Here is a 17,201-nt window from a genome sequence, read left to right as displayed (position 1 = left end):
CCCGAGGACCGATCCCCGGCCACCACCCACGTCCCTGCACCGGCCGACCCCGGCCCCGCAGCCACCAGCCACGGCCCTGTACCCGCAGCCGACGAGCCCACGGCCGCCACCGGCAACGGCCCCGCAACCGCCGGTCACGAGCCTGTGGCCACCGACCACGGGTCCGCGGGAACCGACCACGGCCCCGCAGCCGCCGACGGTGGGCGGCCTGCCGCCGCGGGGGCCACCCGCACCCGTCCCGCCTCCCGCACGGGTGGTGCGGGTGGGTGCACCGGACCGGCCGGAGGCCGGGCGCGCCCCCGCCGGGCCGCACCCGGGCACGAGACCGCCGCCACCGGGCCCGCGCCGCACACCCCGCACACCCCGACCCGCCGGGCCACCCGTACCAGCCGGCACGCAGCGGCAACGGCAGCGGCAGCCGCGACCGGCTGGTCCGCGCCCGTCGCCGCCCGGGGCAACGCGCTGCACGCCGGCGCGTGGTGGCTGTGGGCGCTCGGCCTGGCCACGGCCGCCTCCCGCACCACCAACCCCCTCCTCCTCGGCCTGATCGTCGGCGTCGCCGGCTACGTCGTCGCGGCCCGCAAGACCGACGCCCCCTGGGCCCGCTCGTACGGCGCCTTCGTCCGGCTCGGCCTGTTCGTCATCGCCCTGCGCCTCGTCTTCTCCGTGGCGCTCGGCTCGCCGATCCCCGGCTCGCACACCCTCCTCGCCCTGCCGGAGGTCCCGCTGCCCGTCTGGGCCGAGGGCATCCGCCTGGGCGGGACGGTCACCGCCGAGCAGCTCGTGTTCGCGTTCTACGACGGCGCGAAGCTCGCCGCGCTGCTCATCTGCGTCGGCGCCGCGAACGCCCTCGCCAACCCGGCCCGGCTGCTGAAGTCCCTTCCGGCCGCCCTGTACGAGGCCGGGGTCGCGGTCGTCGTCGCGATGACCTTCGCGCCGAACATGGTCGCGGACATCGCCCGCCTCCGCACCGCCCGCCGGCTGCGCGGCCGCCCCACCGGCGGGATCAAGGCGATCCTCCAGATCGGCCTGCCCGTACTCGAAGGCGCGCTGGAACGGTCCGTCGCCATGGCCGCCTCCATGGACGCCCGCGGCTACGGCCGCACCGCCCACGTCCCGCCCGCGGTCCGGCACACCACCAACGTCCTCACCCTCGGCGGCCTGCTCGGCATGTGCGCCGGTACGTACGGCCTGCTCGCCGCCGAGGGCGCCCGCTACGGCCTGCCGGTGCTCCTGGGCGGGCTGGTGTGCGCGCTGGCCGGGCTCCGGCTCGGCGGGCGCCGCAGTGTCCGTACCCGCTACCGCCCCGACCGGTGGGGCGCGCGGTCCTGGCTGGTGGCCGGGTCGGGGGCGGCCGTCGCCGCACTGCTGATCCGGGCGGCGTCCGTCGACCCCGAGGCCCTGCACCCCGGCGTGGTCCCCCTGGTCGCCCCGGTGCTGCCGCTGTGGCCGGCCGCGGCCGTCCTGATCGGCCTGCTCCCCGCCTTCGTGGCCCCCGTACCGCCGTCCGCAACACCTCCGCAGGAGAGCAAGTGATCCGCTTCGAGCAGGTGTCGGTGACGTACGACGGCGCCGCCGCGCCCAGCCTGCGGGACGCGGACTTCACGCTCCCCGAGGGCGAACTGGTGCTGCTCGTCGGCCCGTCCGGGGTCGGCAAGTCGACCCTCCTGGGCGCGGTATCGGGGCTGGTCCCGCACTTCACGGGCGGCACGCTGACCGGCCGGGTCACGGTCGCGGGCCGGGACACCCGTACCCACATGCCGCGCGAGCTGTCCGACGTGGTCGGCACGGTGGGCCAGGACCCACTGGCCCACTTCGTGACCGACACCGTCGAGGACGAGCTCGCGTACGGCATGGAGTCGCTCGGGCTGGCCCCCGCGGTGATGCGCCGCCGGGTCGAGGAGACCCTCGACCTGCTGGGGCTCGGCGAACTCCGCGACCGGTCGATCGCGAGCCTGTCCGGGGGGCAGCAGCAGCGCGTCGCGATCGGTTCCGTCCTGACGCCGCACCCGCGGGTCCTGGTGCTGGACGAGCCCACCTCGGCGCTGGACCCGGCCGCCGCCGAGGAGGTCCTCGCGGTCCTCCAGCGCCTGGTCCACGACCTGGGCACGACCGTCCTCATGGCCGAACACCGTCTCGAACGCGTCGTCCAGTACGCGGACCAGGTCCTCCTGCTCCCCTCCCCCGGAACCGCCCCGATCCTCGGCACCCCCGCCGACATCATGGCCGTCTCCCCCGTCCACCCCCCGATCGTCTCCCTGGGCCGCCTCGCCGACTGGACCCCCCTCCCCCTCACCATCCGAGACGCCCGCCGCCAATCCCCGCCCCTACGAGCCCGCCTGGCCACAACCACCTCCAATCCAGCCCCGCCGGCCCTTGAGGCGATTCCAGCCCCGCCGGCGTTCGAGGCGATTCCAGCCTCGCCGGCGTTCGAGGCGCGGGGGTCCGGGGGCGGAGCCCCCGCAGCCCCGGCGCGCCGCCGCCTGCTCGCCCGCCTCCGCAAAACGCCCCCGCCCACACCCCACCCCGCACCCGCGCCGCCGGCCAAGGCCACAAACCTCGGCGTACGCCGAGCCCGCACAGAGGTACTCCGCGGCATAGACCTGGCGGTAGCGCCCGGCGAAACCATCGCCCTCATGGGGCGAAACGGCGCCGGCAAGTCCACCCTCCTCAACACCCTCGTCGGCACCCTGGAGCCCACCACCGGCTCGGTGCGGGTCACCGGCCTGACCCCCCACCGCACCCCGCCCGCGGACATGGTCCGCCGAGTCGGCCTCGTACCGCAGGAACCCCGCGACCTCCTCTACGCGGACACGGTCGCCGCCGAGTGCACGGCGGCGGACGCCGACGCCGGCGCCACCCCCGGCACCTGCCGGGACCTGGTCTCCGCCCTGCTCCCGGACGTCCCCGACGACACGCACCCCCGCGACCTCTCCGAGGGCCAGCGCCTCGCGCTCGCCCTGGCCCTGGTCCTCACCGGCCGCCCCGGCCTGCTGCTCCTGGACGAGCCGACCCGCGGTCTGGACTACGCGGCCAAGGCCCGGCTCGTCGAGATCCTGCGCGCCCTGGCCGCCGAGGGCCACGCCATCGTGCTGGCCACGCACGACGTGGAGCTCGCGGCCGAACTGGCGCACCGGGTCGTGATCCTCGCCGGCGGCGAGATCGTCGCGGACGGCCCCACGGCCGAGGTGGTGGTGTCCTCCCCGGCCTTCGCCCCGCAGGTCGCCAAGATCCTCGCGCCCGGCCACTGGCTCACGGTCGCGCAGGTCGCCGCAGCCCTCGGAGAGACCCCGTGACCACCCGAAGCCGATCCGGCACCCACGACCGGCCGGGCACCCGCACCCCTGCCAGCGCCCGCACCCCTGCCCGCACACGCACACGCACCCGCACTCGCACTCGCACTCGCCCCATCCGCATCGGCCCCCGCGCCGCCGCCGCCCTGGCCCTCGTCACCTTCATCGGCATCGCCGCCTTCGGCTGGCCGCTGCTCGCCGACGGCCAGTCCGGGCTCGCGCACTCGAAGGACGCCCCCTGGCTGTTCGCCGCGCTGCTCCCGCTACTGGTGGCCGTCGTGGTGGCGACCATCGCGGACAGCGGCATGGACGCGAAGGCCGTCGCCATGCTGGGGGTGCTGGCCGCCGTGGGGGCGGCGCTGCGCCCGCTGGGCGCGGGCACCGCCGGCCTGGAGCCCATGTTCTTCCTGATGGTGCTCAGCGGCCGGGTGCTGGGGCCCGGCTTCGGTTTCGTACTCGGCGCGGTCACGATGTTCGCGTCCGCGCTGCTCACGGGCGGGGTCGGACCGTGGATGCCGTTCCAGATGCTGTCGATGGGCTGGTTCGCGCTGGGCGCGGGCCTGCTGCCGGGGCCGGAGCGGATCCGGGGCCGGGCCGAGCTGGTGATGCTGTCGGCGTACGGCTTCGCGGCGGCGTTCGCGTACGGCACGGTCATGAACCTGCAAGGCTGGCCGCTGATCGCGGGGCTGGGCAGCGGGGTGTCCTTCCAGGCCAGCGATCCGCTCCACGAGAACCTGGTCCGCTTCCTCGCGTACTGCCTGGCGACCTCGATGGGCTGGGACCTGGGCCGGGCCGTGCTCACGGTCGTCCTGACGATGCTGTTGGGCGGGACGGTGCTGCGGGCACTGCGGCGGGCGACTAGGAAAGCGGCGTTCGATGCGCCGGTTTCCTTCGATTCTGGGGGCGGAAGTGGGCCGGGACACACCCCTGAAAGGGGTACGGGCGGTCACTCGGGGTGAGATCGGGGGCCTGTGGCGGTGAGGCGGCCCACAGGACCCACGTCACATACGAGCCGCGGTAGTAGCCCCCCGGCCCGCCGCCGGACCCCCCTTCACGCCGGTGCCGACCTGCGCGGATGCGGCCCCGGCCCGCGGGGGGCCGTTGGGCGGCGGCTGCGATCGGGGCTAGTACCGGGCGTCGTTGCCAGGCCGCCGGCGGCCTGGCTAACTGGTTGATGTCGCCAGCCGGCCCGGGTGCAACACCCGCCGCGGACGAACCCCTCTCCTTTGCGTGAGTGGCTCACGCATGTCTTCGGCATGCGGCGACCGCCCTTGTTCCCGATGGAAGGCTTTCCGTGTCCCACGCCGTCATCCGCCGTATCGCCGCTTCCAAGAAGGCCCTCGCGGGCACCGTCGTCGCTCTCGGCGCCGCCGGTTCCCTGCTTGCCGCCGTTCCGGCGCAGGCGGCCCCCATGGACGCCAAGGCGATCGCGCACCGGATGATCCCGGACGCGGCCCAGTTCCAGGCCTTCAGCAACATCGTGTCCCACGAGAGCGGCTGGAACCACACCGCCACCAACTCCGCCTCCGGCGCGTACGGCCTGGTCCAGGCCCTCCCGGCCTCCAAGATGGCCTCCGCCGGCTCGGACTGGAAGACCAACCCCGCCACCCAGATCAAGTGGGGCCTGGACTACATGAACGACCGCTACGGCAGCCCCGTCGGCGCCTGGAACTTCTGGCAGCAGAACCACTGGTACTAAACCACCGGCGGCAGCGGTCCCAGAGCCGGCAGGCACCGGACAGCAGACGCAGCAGACATACGAAGGCCCCGGTGGCCGGCCTCCCCTGGCCGGCCACCGGGGCCTTCCCCCATCCCCAGGGACCGCGGGGGCCTAGAGGCGCTGGATGATCGTGCCGGTGGCGAGCGCGCCACCCGCACACATCGTGATCAGCGCGAATTCCTTGTCCCGCCGCTCCAGCTCGTGGAGCGCGGTGGTGATCAGCCGGGCGCCGGTGGCGCCGACCGGGTGGCCCAGCGCGATGGCCCCGCCGTTGACGTTGACCTTCTCCAGGTCCTGGCCGAAGACCTGTGCCCAGCTGAGCACCACCGAGGCGAAGGCCTCGTTGATCTCGACCAGGTCGATGTCCTTGAGCGACATCCCGGCCTTGCCGAGGACCGCGCGGGTCGCGTCGACCGGCCCGTCCAGGTGGTAGTGCGGGTCGGCGCCGACCAGCGTCTGGGCGACGATCCGGGCGCGCGGCCGGAGCTTGAGGGCGCGGGCCATCTTGCGCGAGGCCCACATCACGGCGGCGGCGCCGTCGGAGATCTGCGAGGAGTTCCCGGCGGTGTGCACGGCGGTCGGCATGACCGGCTTGAGGCGGGCGAGCGCCTCCATGGACGTGTCGCGCAGGCCTTCGTCCCGGTCGACCAGCCGCCACATGCCCTGGCCGGCGGCCTGCTCCTCCTCGGTGGTCGGCACCTGGACGGCGAACGTCTCGCGCTTGAAGCGCTCCTCGGACCGGGCCACCGCCGCGCGCTCCTGCGAGAGCACGCCGAGCCGGTCCACGTCTTCCCTGGTCAGCCCGCGCTTGCGGGCGATCCGCTCGGCGGCCTCGAACTGGTTGGGGAGGTCCACGTTCCACTCGTCCGGGAAGGGCTTGCCCGGGCCGTGCTTGGATCCGGAGCCGAGCGGGACCCGGCTCATCGCCTCGACCCCGCAGGCGATGCCGATGTCCATGACCCCGCCGGAGATCATGTTGGCGACCATGTGGTTGGCCTGCTGCGAGGAGCCGCACTGGCAGTCCACGGTGGTCGCGGCGGTCTCGTACGGCAGGCCCATGGCGAGCCAGGCGTTGCGCGCGGGGTTCATCGACTGCTCGCCCGCGTGCGTGACGGTGCCGCCGACGATCTGTTCGACGCAGTCGGGCTGGATGCCCGTACGGGCCAGCAGTTCGCGGTAGGTCTCGCCCAGCAGGTAGGCGGGGTGCAGGTTGGCGAGCGAGCCTCCGCGCTTGCCGATGGGGGTGCGTACGGCTTCGACGATGACGGGTTCCGCGGCCATGAGCTCGTCCTCTCCTCCACAGCGGCGGTCCGTCCCGGCGGACCGCGGCAGGGTGTGTCCATGTCCGGGGACGCCCGGCCCCCCGAACTAGTACGCGTTCTAGTTCTCCCCGCAGTCTTATGACCGGAGCCCCCGCTACGCAAGGGTCGTGCACGGCACTTACACGATTCCCGCACGCAAGACGTGCCGCCGCGACCCTTGTCACTTCTAGAACTCGTTACTACCTTTCAGGACAGCTTCTGATGGGCCGTCAGACTTTGGAGTTGCCGATGCCCTGCCCAGCGCTTCCCGAGGGGTTCGACGCCACCGACCCCGATCTCCTCCAAGCCCGCGTCCCCTTCCCGGAGTTCGCACAGCTGAGGCAGACCGCACCGGTCTGGTGGTGCCCGCAGCCGCGCGGCATCACCGGCTTCGACGACGAGGGCTACTGGGCCGTGACCCGGCACGCGGACGTCAAGTACGTCTCCACGCACCCGGAGCTGTTCTCCTCCACCACCAACACCGCGATCATCCGCTTCAACGAGCACATCCAGCGCGATGCCATAGATGCCCAGCGCCTGATCATGCTGAACATGGATCCGCCGGAACACACGCGCGTCCGCCAGATCGTGCAGCGCGGCTTCACCCCGCGCGCCATCCGCGGCCTGGAGGAGGCCCTGCGCGACCGGGCCGGGCGGATCGTCGAGTCAGCGAAGTCCGGTGCGGGCAACGGGAGTTTCGACTTCGTCACCCAGGTCGCCTGCGAGCTGCCCCTCCAGGCCATAGCCGAACTCATCGGGGTGCCGCAGGAGGACCGGACCAGGATCTTCGACTGGTCGAACAAGATGATCGCGTACGACGATCCCGAGTACGCCATCACCGAAGAGGTCGGCGCCAACGCGGCGATGGAACTCATCGGGTACGCGATGAACCTGTCCGCCGCCCGCAAGGAATGCCCGGCCAAGGACATCGTGACGCAGCTCGTCGCCGCCGAGGGCCAGGGCAACCTGGGCTCCGACGAGTTCGGGTTCTTCGTCCTCCTCCTGGCGGTCGCGGGTAACGAGACCACCCGCAACGCGATCAGCCACGGCATGCACGCCTTCCTGACGCACCCCGAACAGTGGGAGCTGTACAAGGAGAAGCGCCCGGCCACGGCCGCCGAGGAGATCGTCCGCTGGGCCACCCCCGTGGTGTCCTTCCAGCGCACCGCCACCCAGGACACCGAACTGGGCGGCCAGAAGATCAAGGCGGGCGACCGGGTGGGGCTGTTCTACTCCTCCGCCAACCACGACCCCGAGGTCTTCACCGGCCCCGACCGCTTCGACATCACCCGCGACCCGAACCCGCACCTCGGTTTCGGCGGCGGCGGCCCGCACTTCTGCCTCGGCAAGTCCCTGGCGATCCTGGAGATCGACCTGATCTTCAACGCGCTCGCCGACGCGCTTCCCGACTTGCGGCTGACCGGGGCGGGGCCGCGGCGGCTCCGCGCGTCCTGGCTCAACGGCATCAAAGAACTCCAGGTGACCCACCCCTGACCCCCGAACCCGGCGGCAGGCGGCCCCCCACCCACGCCCCGCCCCCTGCCGCCGCCCAACCCCGCCGGGGCCGCAGCCCCCAGCCTCGCCGGCGTTTGAGGCGGACCCGAGCACAGCCCGCCCCAGCCTCACCGGATGCCCGAGGGGCAACATCCAGCCTCTCCGGATGCCCGAGGGGCAACATCCAGCCTCGCCGGATGGCCGAGGGGCAACATCCAGCCTCGCCGGCGTTTGAGGCGCGGGTCCGGGCGGAGCCCGGTGCCCGGCGGAGCCGGGTTGTTCTTGGGGCTCCGCCCCAAACCCCGCGCCTCAAACGCCGGCGAGGCTGGATATCGCCGCCCCGGGCGTCACGCCGGGCAGCCGGCAAGGCTGGAGGTCGCGCCCCAGGGGGCACGCCAGGCAGCCGGCAAGGCTGGAGGTTGCACCCCGGGGGTCACGCCGGGCAGCGGGCAAGGCTGGAGGTGACGCGGGGTATCGGGCTCCGCCCGGGCCCGCGCGTCAGCCGCCGGCACGGCTGAAGGTGGTGCGGGGTTGACGGGCTTCGCCCGGCTCCGCCGTCCGCGGCCCGGAAAGCACGCGCACCAGCCCGAACCCGGCCCCCACCACCACCGCACCACCCACCGCATCAAGCACCCAATGATTCGCGGTGGCGACGATGACACACCCCGTGACCACCGGATGCACCGCACCCACCACCTTCTGCCACAGCCGCGGAGCCAGCACCCCGACCACCACCCCGCACCACAGCGACCAGCCGAAATGCAGCGACGGCATCGCCGCGTACTGGTTGGAGATCGCGGTCATCGGCCCGTACTGCGGGTGCGCGAGGTCCTGCACCCCGTGCACCGTGTCGACGAAACCAAGCCCCGGCATCAGCCGTGGCGGCGCGAGCGGGAACAGCCAGAAGCCCGCCAGCGCCAGCACCGTCGCGAGCCCCAGCGCCGCCCGCGCCCAGCGGTAGTCCGCTGGCCGCCGCCAGTACAGGACCCCCAGCACCGCCAGCGGGACCACGAAGTGGAACGACGTGTAGTAGAAGTTGCAGAAGCCCTCCAGCCAACGCACCCCGGCCACCGCCCGGTTGACCGCGTACTCGATGTCGATCCCGAGCACCCGCTCGGCGGACAGGACGCTCCCGGCGTGCCGCTCCGCGTCGGCCCGGCCGGCCGGCGCCGCGGCCCGGATGTGCGCGTACAGCGAGTACCCGACCCGGATCAGCAGCAGTTCCAGCAGCAGGTTCGGACGGCTCGCCACCCGCCGCCAGAACGGCAGAAGCGGTATTCGCGACCACCGCGCCCGCCCGGGCAACGCCCCCGTCACCGACCCCGACCCCGACCCCGAGGCCGAAGCCGCGCGAGCGACCGGCACCGACACCGACACCGCCACCGCCACCGCCCCGACGCCCGTCACGCCCGACCCCCCGTCGCCCCCTGACCCCCGCGCGAGGAACGGCACGACGCACGCCGCCGCGAGCGCCGTCAGCAGCAGCACGTTGTCCCGTACGGGCGCCAGCGCGGCCAGGTTCGGCAGCAGCACATCGCTCGACAGGGTCGTCACGAGGAGGACGGTCACCGGCCACACGGGCCGGTCGGCGGCCCGCACCCCGGCCTTGCCGGCCAGCGCGAGCAGCACCCACAGCAGCTGGTGCCGCCATCCGGCGGGCGATACGGCGACCGCCGCGCAGCCCGTGACCGCGGCGGCGAGCAGCAGTTGCCCGTCCCGCGCGTACCGGACCGCCCGCCGCAGTGCGAGGCGGCCGACGGCGACGGCGAGCAGCAGGTAGAGGGCGATCTCGGCGGGGCCGGTCAGGCCGAGTCGGAGCAGCGCCCCGTGCAGGGACTGGTTGGCGGTCCCGTCGGGTGGCCCGCCGAGCCCGGCGCCGGCCAGGTGGTGGATCCAGTACGTCCAGGAGTCGCCCGGCATCGCCGCCCAGGCCAGCAGGGAGCAGCCGGCGAAGGCGGCACCGGTGGCGCGGGCGGCGGCGCGGCGGCCGGTCGCCCACAGCAGCACCGCGAAGAGCAGCAGCGCCGGCTGGAGCGCCGCACCGACCCCGACGAGCACCCCGGCCCCGGCACCGGCACCCGCACCCGCACCGGGCCCCGCCCCCGCTCCGGCCCGGCCTTCGGACATGGTTTCGGAGGTGGCCACGGGCGCGCACGTGACGACGCCGACGAGGACCAGCAGCACGGGGACGATGCCCGCCTCGCCGAGCGAGAAGGTGTCCCGCACCGGCAGCGACACCAGCATGAGGCTGATCGCGGCGGGCGTGGCGACCCCCGCGGCGCGCCCCGGCCGCTGCCCCGAGCCCGCCCCCGCCCCCGTCCCCATCCCCGGCAGGGCCCGTGCGGCGATGACGGCGACGCCCGCGACCAGCAGCAGCGTGCCCAGGGTCCACGCGACCGCGAGGGCCTGCTGGGCGGAGCCGGCGAGTGGGCCGAGGACGAGCCCGGCGAAGGGCGTACCGGTGAAGCGGGCGCCGGCCCCTTCGTAGAGGCCGCCGGTGACGTGCAGGACACCGTCCGGACCGGTCCACGACCCGAGCCCCGCGAACCGGTCGCCGGGCGGGAGCCGCAGCACGTCGGCGGCCTGCCGGACGGCCAGCACGCCGGCCACCAACCACAGGATCACGCGGGTCACGCGGGCCCCGCGGGTCGGGCGCGCGGCCGCCCGGGCCGATCCGGCGGCCGTCCGGGCCCGGCCGGCAGTCGCCCCGTCGGCCACCCCGCTCGCGCCGCGTATGCCGCCGCGGTCTGTCACTCCGGCATGTCCGTTCGCCCCGGTGTGCTCCGCCGCTTCCGCCACGCCCCGCCGGCCTCCCGCCGTGTTCGCCTCGTCTGCGCTGCGGCAGATCCGGTGTTGCCCGGACGACGATAGTGCGGCGGCCGATGCGCGATGCGCGGTCCCAACTCGCGCCGCACCGCGCCTTTGACAGGATGGCGCCATGAGCATCGTGAAGATCAACGCATTGACCGTGCCGGCCGAGCAGCGCGAGGAGCTGGAGAAGCGGTTCTCCGCGCGCGCGGGATCCGTCGAGAACTCCGACGGCTTCGAGTGGTTCGAGCTGCTGCGCCCGATCGAGGGCACCGACACCTACCTCGTGTACACCCGTTGGCGTGACGAGGCCGCGTTCCAGGCGTGGATGGAGGGCCCGATGAAGGCGGCGCACCAGGGCGGCGGCGCGGCCGGCGGCGAGCGGCCGAAGCCGGCGGCTTCCGGCTCGACGCTGTGGTCGTTCGAGGTCGTCCAGCAGGCGGCGCCGAAGCAGGCCTGACGGGGAACGGACGGCGCCCACCGGTTGTCCGGCGGGCGTCGGCCGTTGCGGCGGGCGTCAACTCCAGAACGCGTCTTCTTCGTCGATGTCCGCCGTGCACTCGTCGATGTCGCTGATCTTCCCGCCGACGATCGTGAAGAACAGGCCGCCCTGGATCTCGATGCCGCGGTTTCCGCGGTCGGCCCGGAAGGTGTGGACGGTCATGACGTGCCCGCGGCCGTCGACCAGCACCGTTCCCAGATCGGCCTTCATCGTGCCGTTCGTCTCCTCGCCGAGGCGACGGTAGAGGTCGAGGACGTTCTCACGCCCCTTGTGGTGGCCGGAGAACGGATTGTTGCCCGGCACGTGGTGGATGACGTCAGCAGTCATGAGGGAGGACATGGTGTCCATGTCCCCCTTGCCGAAGGCCTCGTAGCCACGGCGCACGAGAGCAGCGTCCGGATGCTCCGACATGGCGCTTCACACCCTTCAGTCGTGCGTTTTACACCTTTTCCCATCATCCGCCCGGCCCTGTGGATATTCCACGCGGGGCGGGGCGCCGGGCCCGCACAATGACGCCATGAACGTGATCGAAAGCAGTTGGGTGGTGGCCCCGGAGCACTTCGGCACCCCCGCGGCCACCGGCCTGCGCCGGGCGTACTACGCGGAGGTCGCCGGCCGGTACTGGGGGCGGACGGCCACCGAGGCCGAGGTGGACGAGGGGCTCGCGGACGACCCCGCGGACGGGCTGACGGCGCCGACCGGCGCGTTCGTCGTCGGGCGGTACGCGGGCGAGCCGGCGGCCTGCGCCGGCCTGCGACTGCTCGACCCCGACACGGCGGAGCTGACCCGCGTGTACGTACGGCCCGCCCTGCGCGGCACGGGCGGCGGCAGCGCGCTCCTGGCAGCCCTGGAAGACGCCGCCCGCGCCCTGGGTGCCCGCCGCATACGCCTGGACACCAGAACCGACCTGGTGGAAGCCCGCGCCCTCTACGCAAAACACGGCTACGAGGAAATCCCGGCCTACAACTCGGGCCCCTACGCCCAACACTGGTTCGAAAAACCCCTCCCCTGAGCCGACACGAAACCCCGCCCCGCCGGCGCTCGGGCGATTCCAGCCCCGCCGGCGTTTGAGGCGAATCCAGCCCCGCCGGCGCTTGAGGCGCGGGTGAGGGCAGCGCCCACTCCAGCCCCGCCGGCGTTTGAGGCGCGGGGTCTGGGGCGGAGCCCCAGGGGGTCTCAGCGCGCCGCGTGATCCCGACGCGGCAGCGCGTCGTACGGCTCCTCCGCGTCCGACCCGCACAGCTCCCGGTTGAGCTCCCCGACCAGCGCGACCAGATCGGTCGGCCGATCCGGCCCCCACCAGTCCCCCAACAGCTCCGCCAACGACTCCTGCCGCGCCGCGGCGAGCCGCCCCGCCGCCTCCCGCCCCCGGTCCGTAAGGACCAACGGCAACCCGTCCCGCACCGCGAGCCCCCGCTCCTCCACCTGCCGAGCCGCATCCGTGATCGCCCGCAGCGGCACCGCCGTGCGCTCGGCGAGCACCGCCGGCTCGGCGGACCCGTACTTGTTGATCCGCAGCAGCAGCCAGCTGGACGCGGGCAGCAGGTCGTAGCCCGCCTTGGCGGTGATCTTCTCGTAGATGTGCCGCCGCCCCTCGCGCGTGCCGAGGACCGACAGCGCCCGGGCGACCTCGTCGTGCGAGCTCCGCTGCACGGGGTTGGAGGCCAGCGTCTCGGTGACGTCGGGCGCGGTCACCGATGTCCGCAGCTTGTCCTCCTTGAGGAACCAGGCCACGACGAAGGCGATCAGCACCACGGGCACGGCGTAGAGGAACACGTCGGTGATGGACGTGGCGTAGGCGTCGAGGACGCGCGGCTGGAGTTCGGGCGGGAGGAGCCCGATGGCCCGCGGGTCGGCCTCCAGCTGCGCCACCGACGCGCCGGCCGGCAGCGTGGCCCCGGCGAGGCTCTCGGCGAGCTTGTCGTCGAGCCGGTTCGTGAAGACGGTGCCGAAGATGGCGACGCCGAAGGACGCGCCGATGGAGCGGAAGAAGGTGGCGCCGGAGGTGGCGACGCCGAGGTCGGCGTAGCTGACCGAGTTCTGCACGACCAGCACCAGCACCTGCATGACCAGGCCCAGCCCGAAGCCGAAGACGAAGAAGTAGGCGCTCATCTCCCAGGTGGAGCTGGTGCGGTGGAGCTGGTGCAGGAGCAGCAGTCCGACGGCGGTGACGGCGGTGCCGGCGATCGGGAAGACCTTCCAGCGTCCGGTGCGGCTGACGATCTGGCCGGAGGCGGTGGAGGAGATGAGCAGGCCGAGCACCATCGGCAGCATGTGGACGCCGGACATGGTGGGCGAGACGCCCTGGACGACCTGGAGGAAGGTGGGCAGGTAGACCATCGCGCCGAACATCGCGAAGCCGACGATGAAGCTGATCACCGAGCAGAGCGTGAACGTGCGGATCCGGAAGAGGCCCAGCGGCAGCACCGGCTCGGCGGCGCGCCTCTCGACGGCGATGAAGGCGGCCAGCAGGACCGCGCCCAGCACGGCCAGTCCGATGATCTGGGCCGAGCCCCAGGCCCAGGTGGAGCCGCCGAGGGAGGCGACGAGGACCAGGCAGGTGGCGACGGAGGCGATGAGGAAGGTGCCGAGGTAATCGATGGTGTGCTTCGAGGACTTGACCGGGATGTGCAGCACCGCGGCGATGACCAGGAGGGCGACGATGCCGATGGGGATGTTGATGTAGAAGACCCAGCGCCAGCTGAGGTGGTCGACGAACAGACCGCCGAGCAGCGGTCCCAGGACGCTGGTCGCGCCGAACACGGCGCCGAACAGCCCCTGGTACTTGCCGCGCTCGCGGGGCGGGACGATGTCGCCGACGATCGCCATCGACAGCACCATCAGGCCGCCGCCGCCCAGGCCTTGGAGGGCGCGGAAGCCGATGAGCTGCGGCATGTCCTGGGCGACGCCGCAGAGGGCCGAGCCGATGAGGAAGATGACGATGGCGGTCTGGAAGAGCTTCTTGCGGCCGTACTGGTCACCGAGCTTGCCCCACAGCGGGGTGGCCGCGGTGGAGGCCAGCATGTAGGCGGTCACGACCCAGGAGAGGTGCTCCATGCCGCCGAGGTCGCTGACGATGGTCGGCAGCGCGGTGGACACGATCGTCTGGTCGAGGGCGGCGATGAGCAGACCGAGCAGGAGCGCGCCGATGGCGACGAGCACACTGCGTTCGGTGTGTTCCGGGCCGGAGCCCGGAGCCGGGTCCACGGCCTCTGAGGCCACTTCCTGAGCCATGAACTCCTCCTCAGGACGATTCACGTTCCATCCTGAGCGGTGTGTCCGGATATGGCCTGTCGGGCGGGTTGGGCGGACCCCCTGGGGTCTGCATAATCGCAGGCACATGTCTGGGAGGGGATCCATCAGTGAGCGCTGAGCGCTGTCCGGAATGCGATGCTGCCGCGGGCCGGTGCGCCTGCGCCTCCCCCGCAGCGGGCTTCGACCACCTGCGCGTCCGCCCGTACATGAGCCGTCCCGACGCGGCGGGCGACGCGGGCCCGGAGGCCGCACCGCCGCGCCTCCTGGGCGTCGTCCAGAGCCCGGACACCCACCCGACCCCGGCCGAAATGTGGGGCCCGCCGAGCGCGTCCCCGCGCCCGTCCGACGGCGTCACCGAGGTCCTCCCTCCCGTCCCCCCGAACGGCCCGTACGCCCAGCCCGGCTCGTACGCCCAGCCCGGCCCGTACGCCCACCCGTCCGCCCCCGCGCAGCCCGCCGCGCCCGCGCCCACCGAGTCGTACGCACCTCCCAGCCCGTACGCCCGCCCCGCCGACCACCCGCAGCCCGGCGGGTACGGGCAGCCCGACGCGTACGCCGCGGGCGGCGGGTACCCGCAGGGGCAGGGGCAGGGGCAGGGGCAGGGGCAGCCGGACGCCTACGCCCCCGACGGCGGGTACGGGGACGGACGGGCCGATCCGTACGCCCCGGCCGGCGCGTACGCCGGTCCCGGTGGCGCGGCCGGCCCCGACGGTCAGGTGCCCGCCCCGGCCGACGGGTACGGGCCGGGGGCGCTGATCGTCGACGAGACCGTGCAGTTGCAGGCGACACCCGGGGCGCCGGCGGGTCGCGGCCCCCGCGGCCGCGACGGCTCGGGCCGGGGGCGGCGCAGGGCGCTGCCGCTCGCGATCGGCGCGGCCGTCGTGGTGCTCGGGGCCGGTGCGCTGGCCGCCGGGCTGTTCTCGGGCGATGGCGGTGAGAGCGACCGGGTCGCCCTGCCCGACCCCAAGCTCTCCGCGCCCGACCTGAGCCTCGCCCCCGACACGGCCCCGCCGACGGCCACCGAGGGCGCGGCCACGGAGAACGACGAGCCGACCGCTGCCGCCACGGCGACGGCCGACGCGTCCGCGGACGCCACGACCTCGGCCTCGGCCGACGCCTCCCCCACCGCCACCGCCACCGCGCCGCGCACGGGATCCGCCTCGCCCTCACCGTCCCGGAGCGCCACCCGCTCCCCCAGCCCGACGAACTCCCCGCCGCAGGGCCAGGTCCTCCGGCGCGGCGACACCGGCCCGGACGTCGAGGAGCTCCAGCTCCGGCTGAGCGAGATGGGCTGGTACTGGGGTCCGGCGAACGGCAAGTACGGCCGTTTCGTGGAGAGTGCCGTCGCCGACTACCAGCAGTGGGCGAACGTCATCGGCGACCCCGAGGGCGTCTACGGCCCGGCGACCCGCCGATCCCTGGAAGCCCAGTCCCACGAGCCGTAACCCGCCCCACAGCCGCCACACCCCCTCACCGGTGCCGGGGAGGCCCTCCGAGCCTCACCGACACCCCTGGGGCGCAACTTCCAGCCCGCCGACGCCCTGGGCGGGGCCGGGGCGCAGCCCGCCTCAGCCTCGCCGGTGCCCCGGGGCACAACATCCAGCCTCGCCGGCGTTTGAGGCGCGGGGTTTGGGGCGGAGCCCCAAGAACAACCCGGCTCCGCCGGGCACCGGGCTCCGCCCGGACCCGCTCCTCAAACGCCGGCGAGGCTGGGATTGCCCCACGAGCCCGTGATGTCCGCCACTCCGCGCAAGCCCCTACTCACCGGCGAAGCCGGAATCGGCGGGGCGCGGCCCACACTCCGCACCGATCCCGCATTCTCCGGCGACACGCCGGCACTGGCGTAGACCAGCCTGTATTTTGTATCGTGTAGAAACAAAGTGGCCCCGCCTTCACTCCCTGACCGGTGGGCGGGGCTGCTTGTTCTCTTTCCGCGCCCGTCTGGAGCCCCGCCGATGCCGGCCAGCACCACCGCCACCGCCCCTGTCGTCCTGACCGCCCGCGCCCTCCTCCTGGACATGGACGGCACCCTGGTCAACTCGGACGCGGTGGTAGAACGGTGCTGGCGCGCCTGGGCGCTGGAGCACGGACTGGACGCCGACGAGGCCCTGAAGGTCGTCCACGGCCGCCAGGGCTACGCGACCATGGCCGTCCTGCTCCCGGACCGCCCGATGGAACTCAATTACGCCGACAACGCCGTGATGCTCGCCCGCGAGACCGCGGACATGGACGGCGTGGTCCCGGTCGGCGGCGCGGCCGCCTTCATGGCCGCCATCGCCGACCTCCCGCACGCGCTCGTCACCTCGGCCGACCGGCCCCTGTCCACGGCCCGCATGGCGGCCGCCGCGCTCCCGATGCCCGACGTCCGGGTCACCGCCGAGTCGGTCTCCGCCAGCAAGCCGGACCCGGAGGGCTTCCTCAAGGGCGCCGCCGAACTGGGCTTCGCCCCCGCCGACTGCATCGTCTTCGAGGACTCCGGCGCGGGCATCGAGGCCGGTCTGGCGGCCGGTATGCGCGTGATCGGCATCGGCCCGCGCGCCGCCGAGCACGGTCCGACCGTGCACGTGAACGACCTGACGGCGGTCCGCGTGGAGCGCGCGGCGGACGGTTCGATCACCCTGACCGTGACGCCCGCGGCCGCCTGACCCCGCCGCACCTTCAGGCGCCCCACCCGCGGGCGACGACGACCGCCACGCAGACGATCCACGCGACCGCCCCCGCCGTGACGGCCACGGCATGCGGCGGCTGTACGTACGTTCCGGCCGCGGCGCCGGGTGTTCGTGACGGGTCACCGCGAGCCGTCCGCGCGTACGCAACGGGTGTGCCAG

13 protein-coding genes are annotated in these 17,201 nt (G+C 73.7%); 9 read left to right on the top strand and 4 right to left on the bottom strand.

Annotation, left to right across the window (positions count from 1 at the left end; genetic code table 11):
- Positions 1-144 precede the first annotated feature (144 nt).
- The 4 genes from OG764_RS24805 to OG764_RS24790 all read left to right on the top strand — a co-directional run bounded on the left by OG764_RS24805 (position 145) and on the right by OG764_RS24790 (position 4,992).
- A complete protein-coding gene (locus tag OG764_RS24805; RefSeq protein WP_443056239.1) occupies positions 145-1,536 on the top strand; it encodes an energy-coupling factor transporter transmembrane protein EcfT in 1,392 nt (463 codons plus the stop codon).
- Positions 1,533-3,296: an ABC transporter ATP-binding protein gene (locus tag OG764_RS24800; RefSeq protein ID WP_328970628.1), complete on the top strand. Its 1,764-nt coding sequence runs from the start codon at positions 1,533-1,535 to the stop codon at positions 3,294-3,296. The genes OG764_RS24805 and OG764_RS24800 overlap by 4 nt, the downstream gene beginning before the upstream one ends.
- Positions 3,297-3,409: 113 nt before the next feature.
- Entirely contained in the window at positions 3,410-4,252 is an 843-nt protein-coding gene (locus OG764_RS24795) for an ECF transporter S component (RefSeq protein WP_328973151.1), read from the top strand.
- Positions 4,253-4,587: 335 nt separating this feature from the next.
- Positions 4,588-4,992 (top strand): transglycosylase SLT domain-containing protein, encoded by a 405-nt coding sequence (locus OG764_RS24790; protein ID WP_328966664.1) that lies wholly within the window; start codon positions 4,588-4,590, stop codon positions 4,990-4,992.
- Between the two features lie 132 nt (positions 4,993-5,124).
- Here the strand turns inward: OG764_RS24790 and OG764_RS24785 are convergent, their stop codons facing one another.
- Entirely contained in the window at positions 5,125-6,294 is a 1,170-nt protein-coding gene (locus tag OG764_RS24785) for a steroid 3-ketoacyl-CoA thiolase (protein ID WP_328970627.1), read from the bottom strand.
- A gap of 269 nt (positions 6,295-6,563) precedes the next feature.
- Here OG764_RS24785 and OG764_RS24780 point away from each other — a divergent pair, with 269 nt between their 5' ends.
- Positions 6,564-7,808 carry a cytochrome P450 gene (locus tag OG764_RS24780; protein WP_328970626.1) on the top strand — a complete coding sequence of 415 codons (1,245 nt, stop codon included), beginning with the start codon at positions 6,564-6,566 and terminating at the stop codon, positions 7,806-7,808.
- Between the two features lie 498 nt (positions 7,809-8,306).
- Here OG764_RS24780 and OG764_RS24775 read toward each other — a convergent pair whose 3' ends face one another.
- Complete coding sequence (locus OG764_RS24775; protein WP_328970625.1) at positions 8,307-10,442, bottom strand: bifunctional glycosyltransferase 87/phosphatase PAP2 family protein; 2,136 nt, start codon at positions 10,440-10,442, stop codon at positions 8,307-8,309.
- A 304-nt stretch (positions 10,443-10,746) separates the two neighbouring features.
- Between OG764_RS24775 and OG764_RS24770 the strand changes: the two genes are divergently transcribed.
- Positions 10,747-11,076 (top strand): antibiotic biosynthesis monooxygenase family protein, encoded by a 330-nt coding sequence (locus OG764_RS24770; RefSeq protein WP_328970624.1) that lies wholly within the window; start codon positions 10,747-10,749, stop codon positions 11,074-11,076.
- 57 nt (positions 11,077-11,133) lie between these two features.
- On the opposite strand, the gene OG764_RS24765 is transcribed toward OG764_RS24770, so the two are convergent.
- Complete coding sequence (locus tag OG764_RS24765; protein ID WP_328970623.1) at positions 11,134-11,529, bottom strand: nuclear transport factor 2 family protein; 396 nt, start codon at positions 11,527-11,529, stop codon at positions 11,134-11,136.
- A 106-nt stretch (positions 11,530-11,635) separates the two neighbouring features.
- On the opposite strand from OG764_RS24765, the gene OG764_RS24760 reads away from it, so the two are divergent.
- Positions 11,636-12,130 (top strand): GNAT family N-acetyltransferase, encoded by a 495-nt coding sequence (locus OG764_RS24760; protein ID WP_328970622.1) that lies wholly within the window; start codon positions 11,636-11,638, stop codon positions 12,128-12,130.
- Positions 12,131-12,294: 164 nt separating this feature from the next.
- Here the strand turns inward: OG764_RS24760 and OG764_RS24755 are convergent, their stop codons facing one another.
- The gene (locus OG764_RS24755) at positions 12,295-14,460 is read right to left on the bottom strand and encodes an MDR family MFS transporter (RefSeq protein WP_328970621.1); all 2,166 of its coding nucleotides are present in this window, start codon (positions 14,458-14,460) and stop codon (positions 12,295-12,297) included.
- Between the two features lie 20 nt (positions 14,461-14,480).
- Between OG764_RS24755 and OG764_RS24750 the strand changes: the two genes are divergently transcribed.
- Complete coding sequence (locus OG764_RS24750; RefSeq protein ID WP_328970620.1) at positions 14,481-15,818, top strand: peptidoglycan-binding protein; 1,338 nt, start codon at positions 14,481-14,483, stop codon at positions 15,816-15,818.
- Between the two features lie 510 nt (positions 15,819-16,328).
- Positions 16,329-17,018 carry an HAD-IA family hydrolase gene (locus OG764_RS24745; protein WP_328970619.1) on the top strand — a complete coding sequence of 230 codons (690 nt, stop codon included), beginning with the start codon at positions 16,329-16,331 and terminating at the stop codon, positions 17,016-17,018.
- The last annotated feature ends 183 nt before the right edge of the window (positions 17,019-17,201 follow it).

It is taken from the genome of Streptomyces sp. NBC_00239, from assembly GCF_036194065.1.
GTDB lineage: Bacteria > Actinomycetota > Actinomycetes > Streptomycetales > Streptomycetaceae > Streptomyces.
Note: the sequence above shows the minus strand (reverse complement) of the source record. Positions and strands in the feature narration are given on the sequence as shown.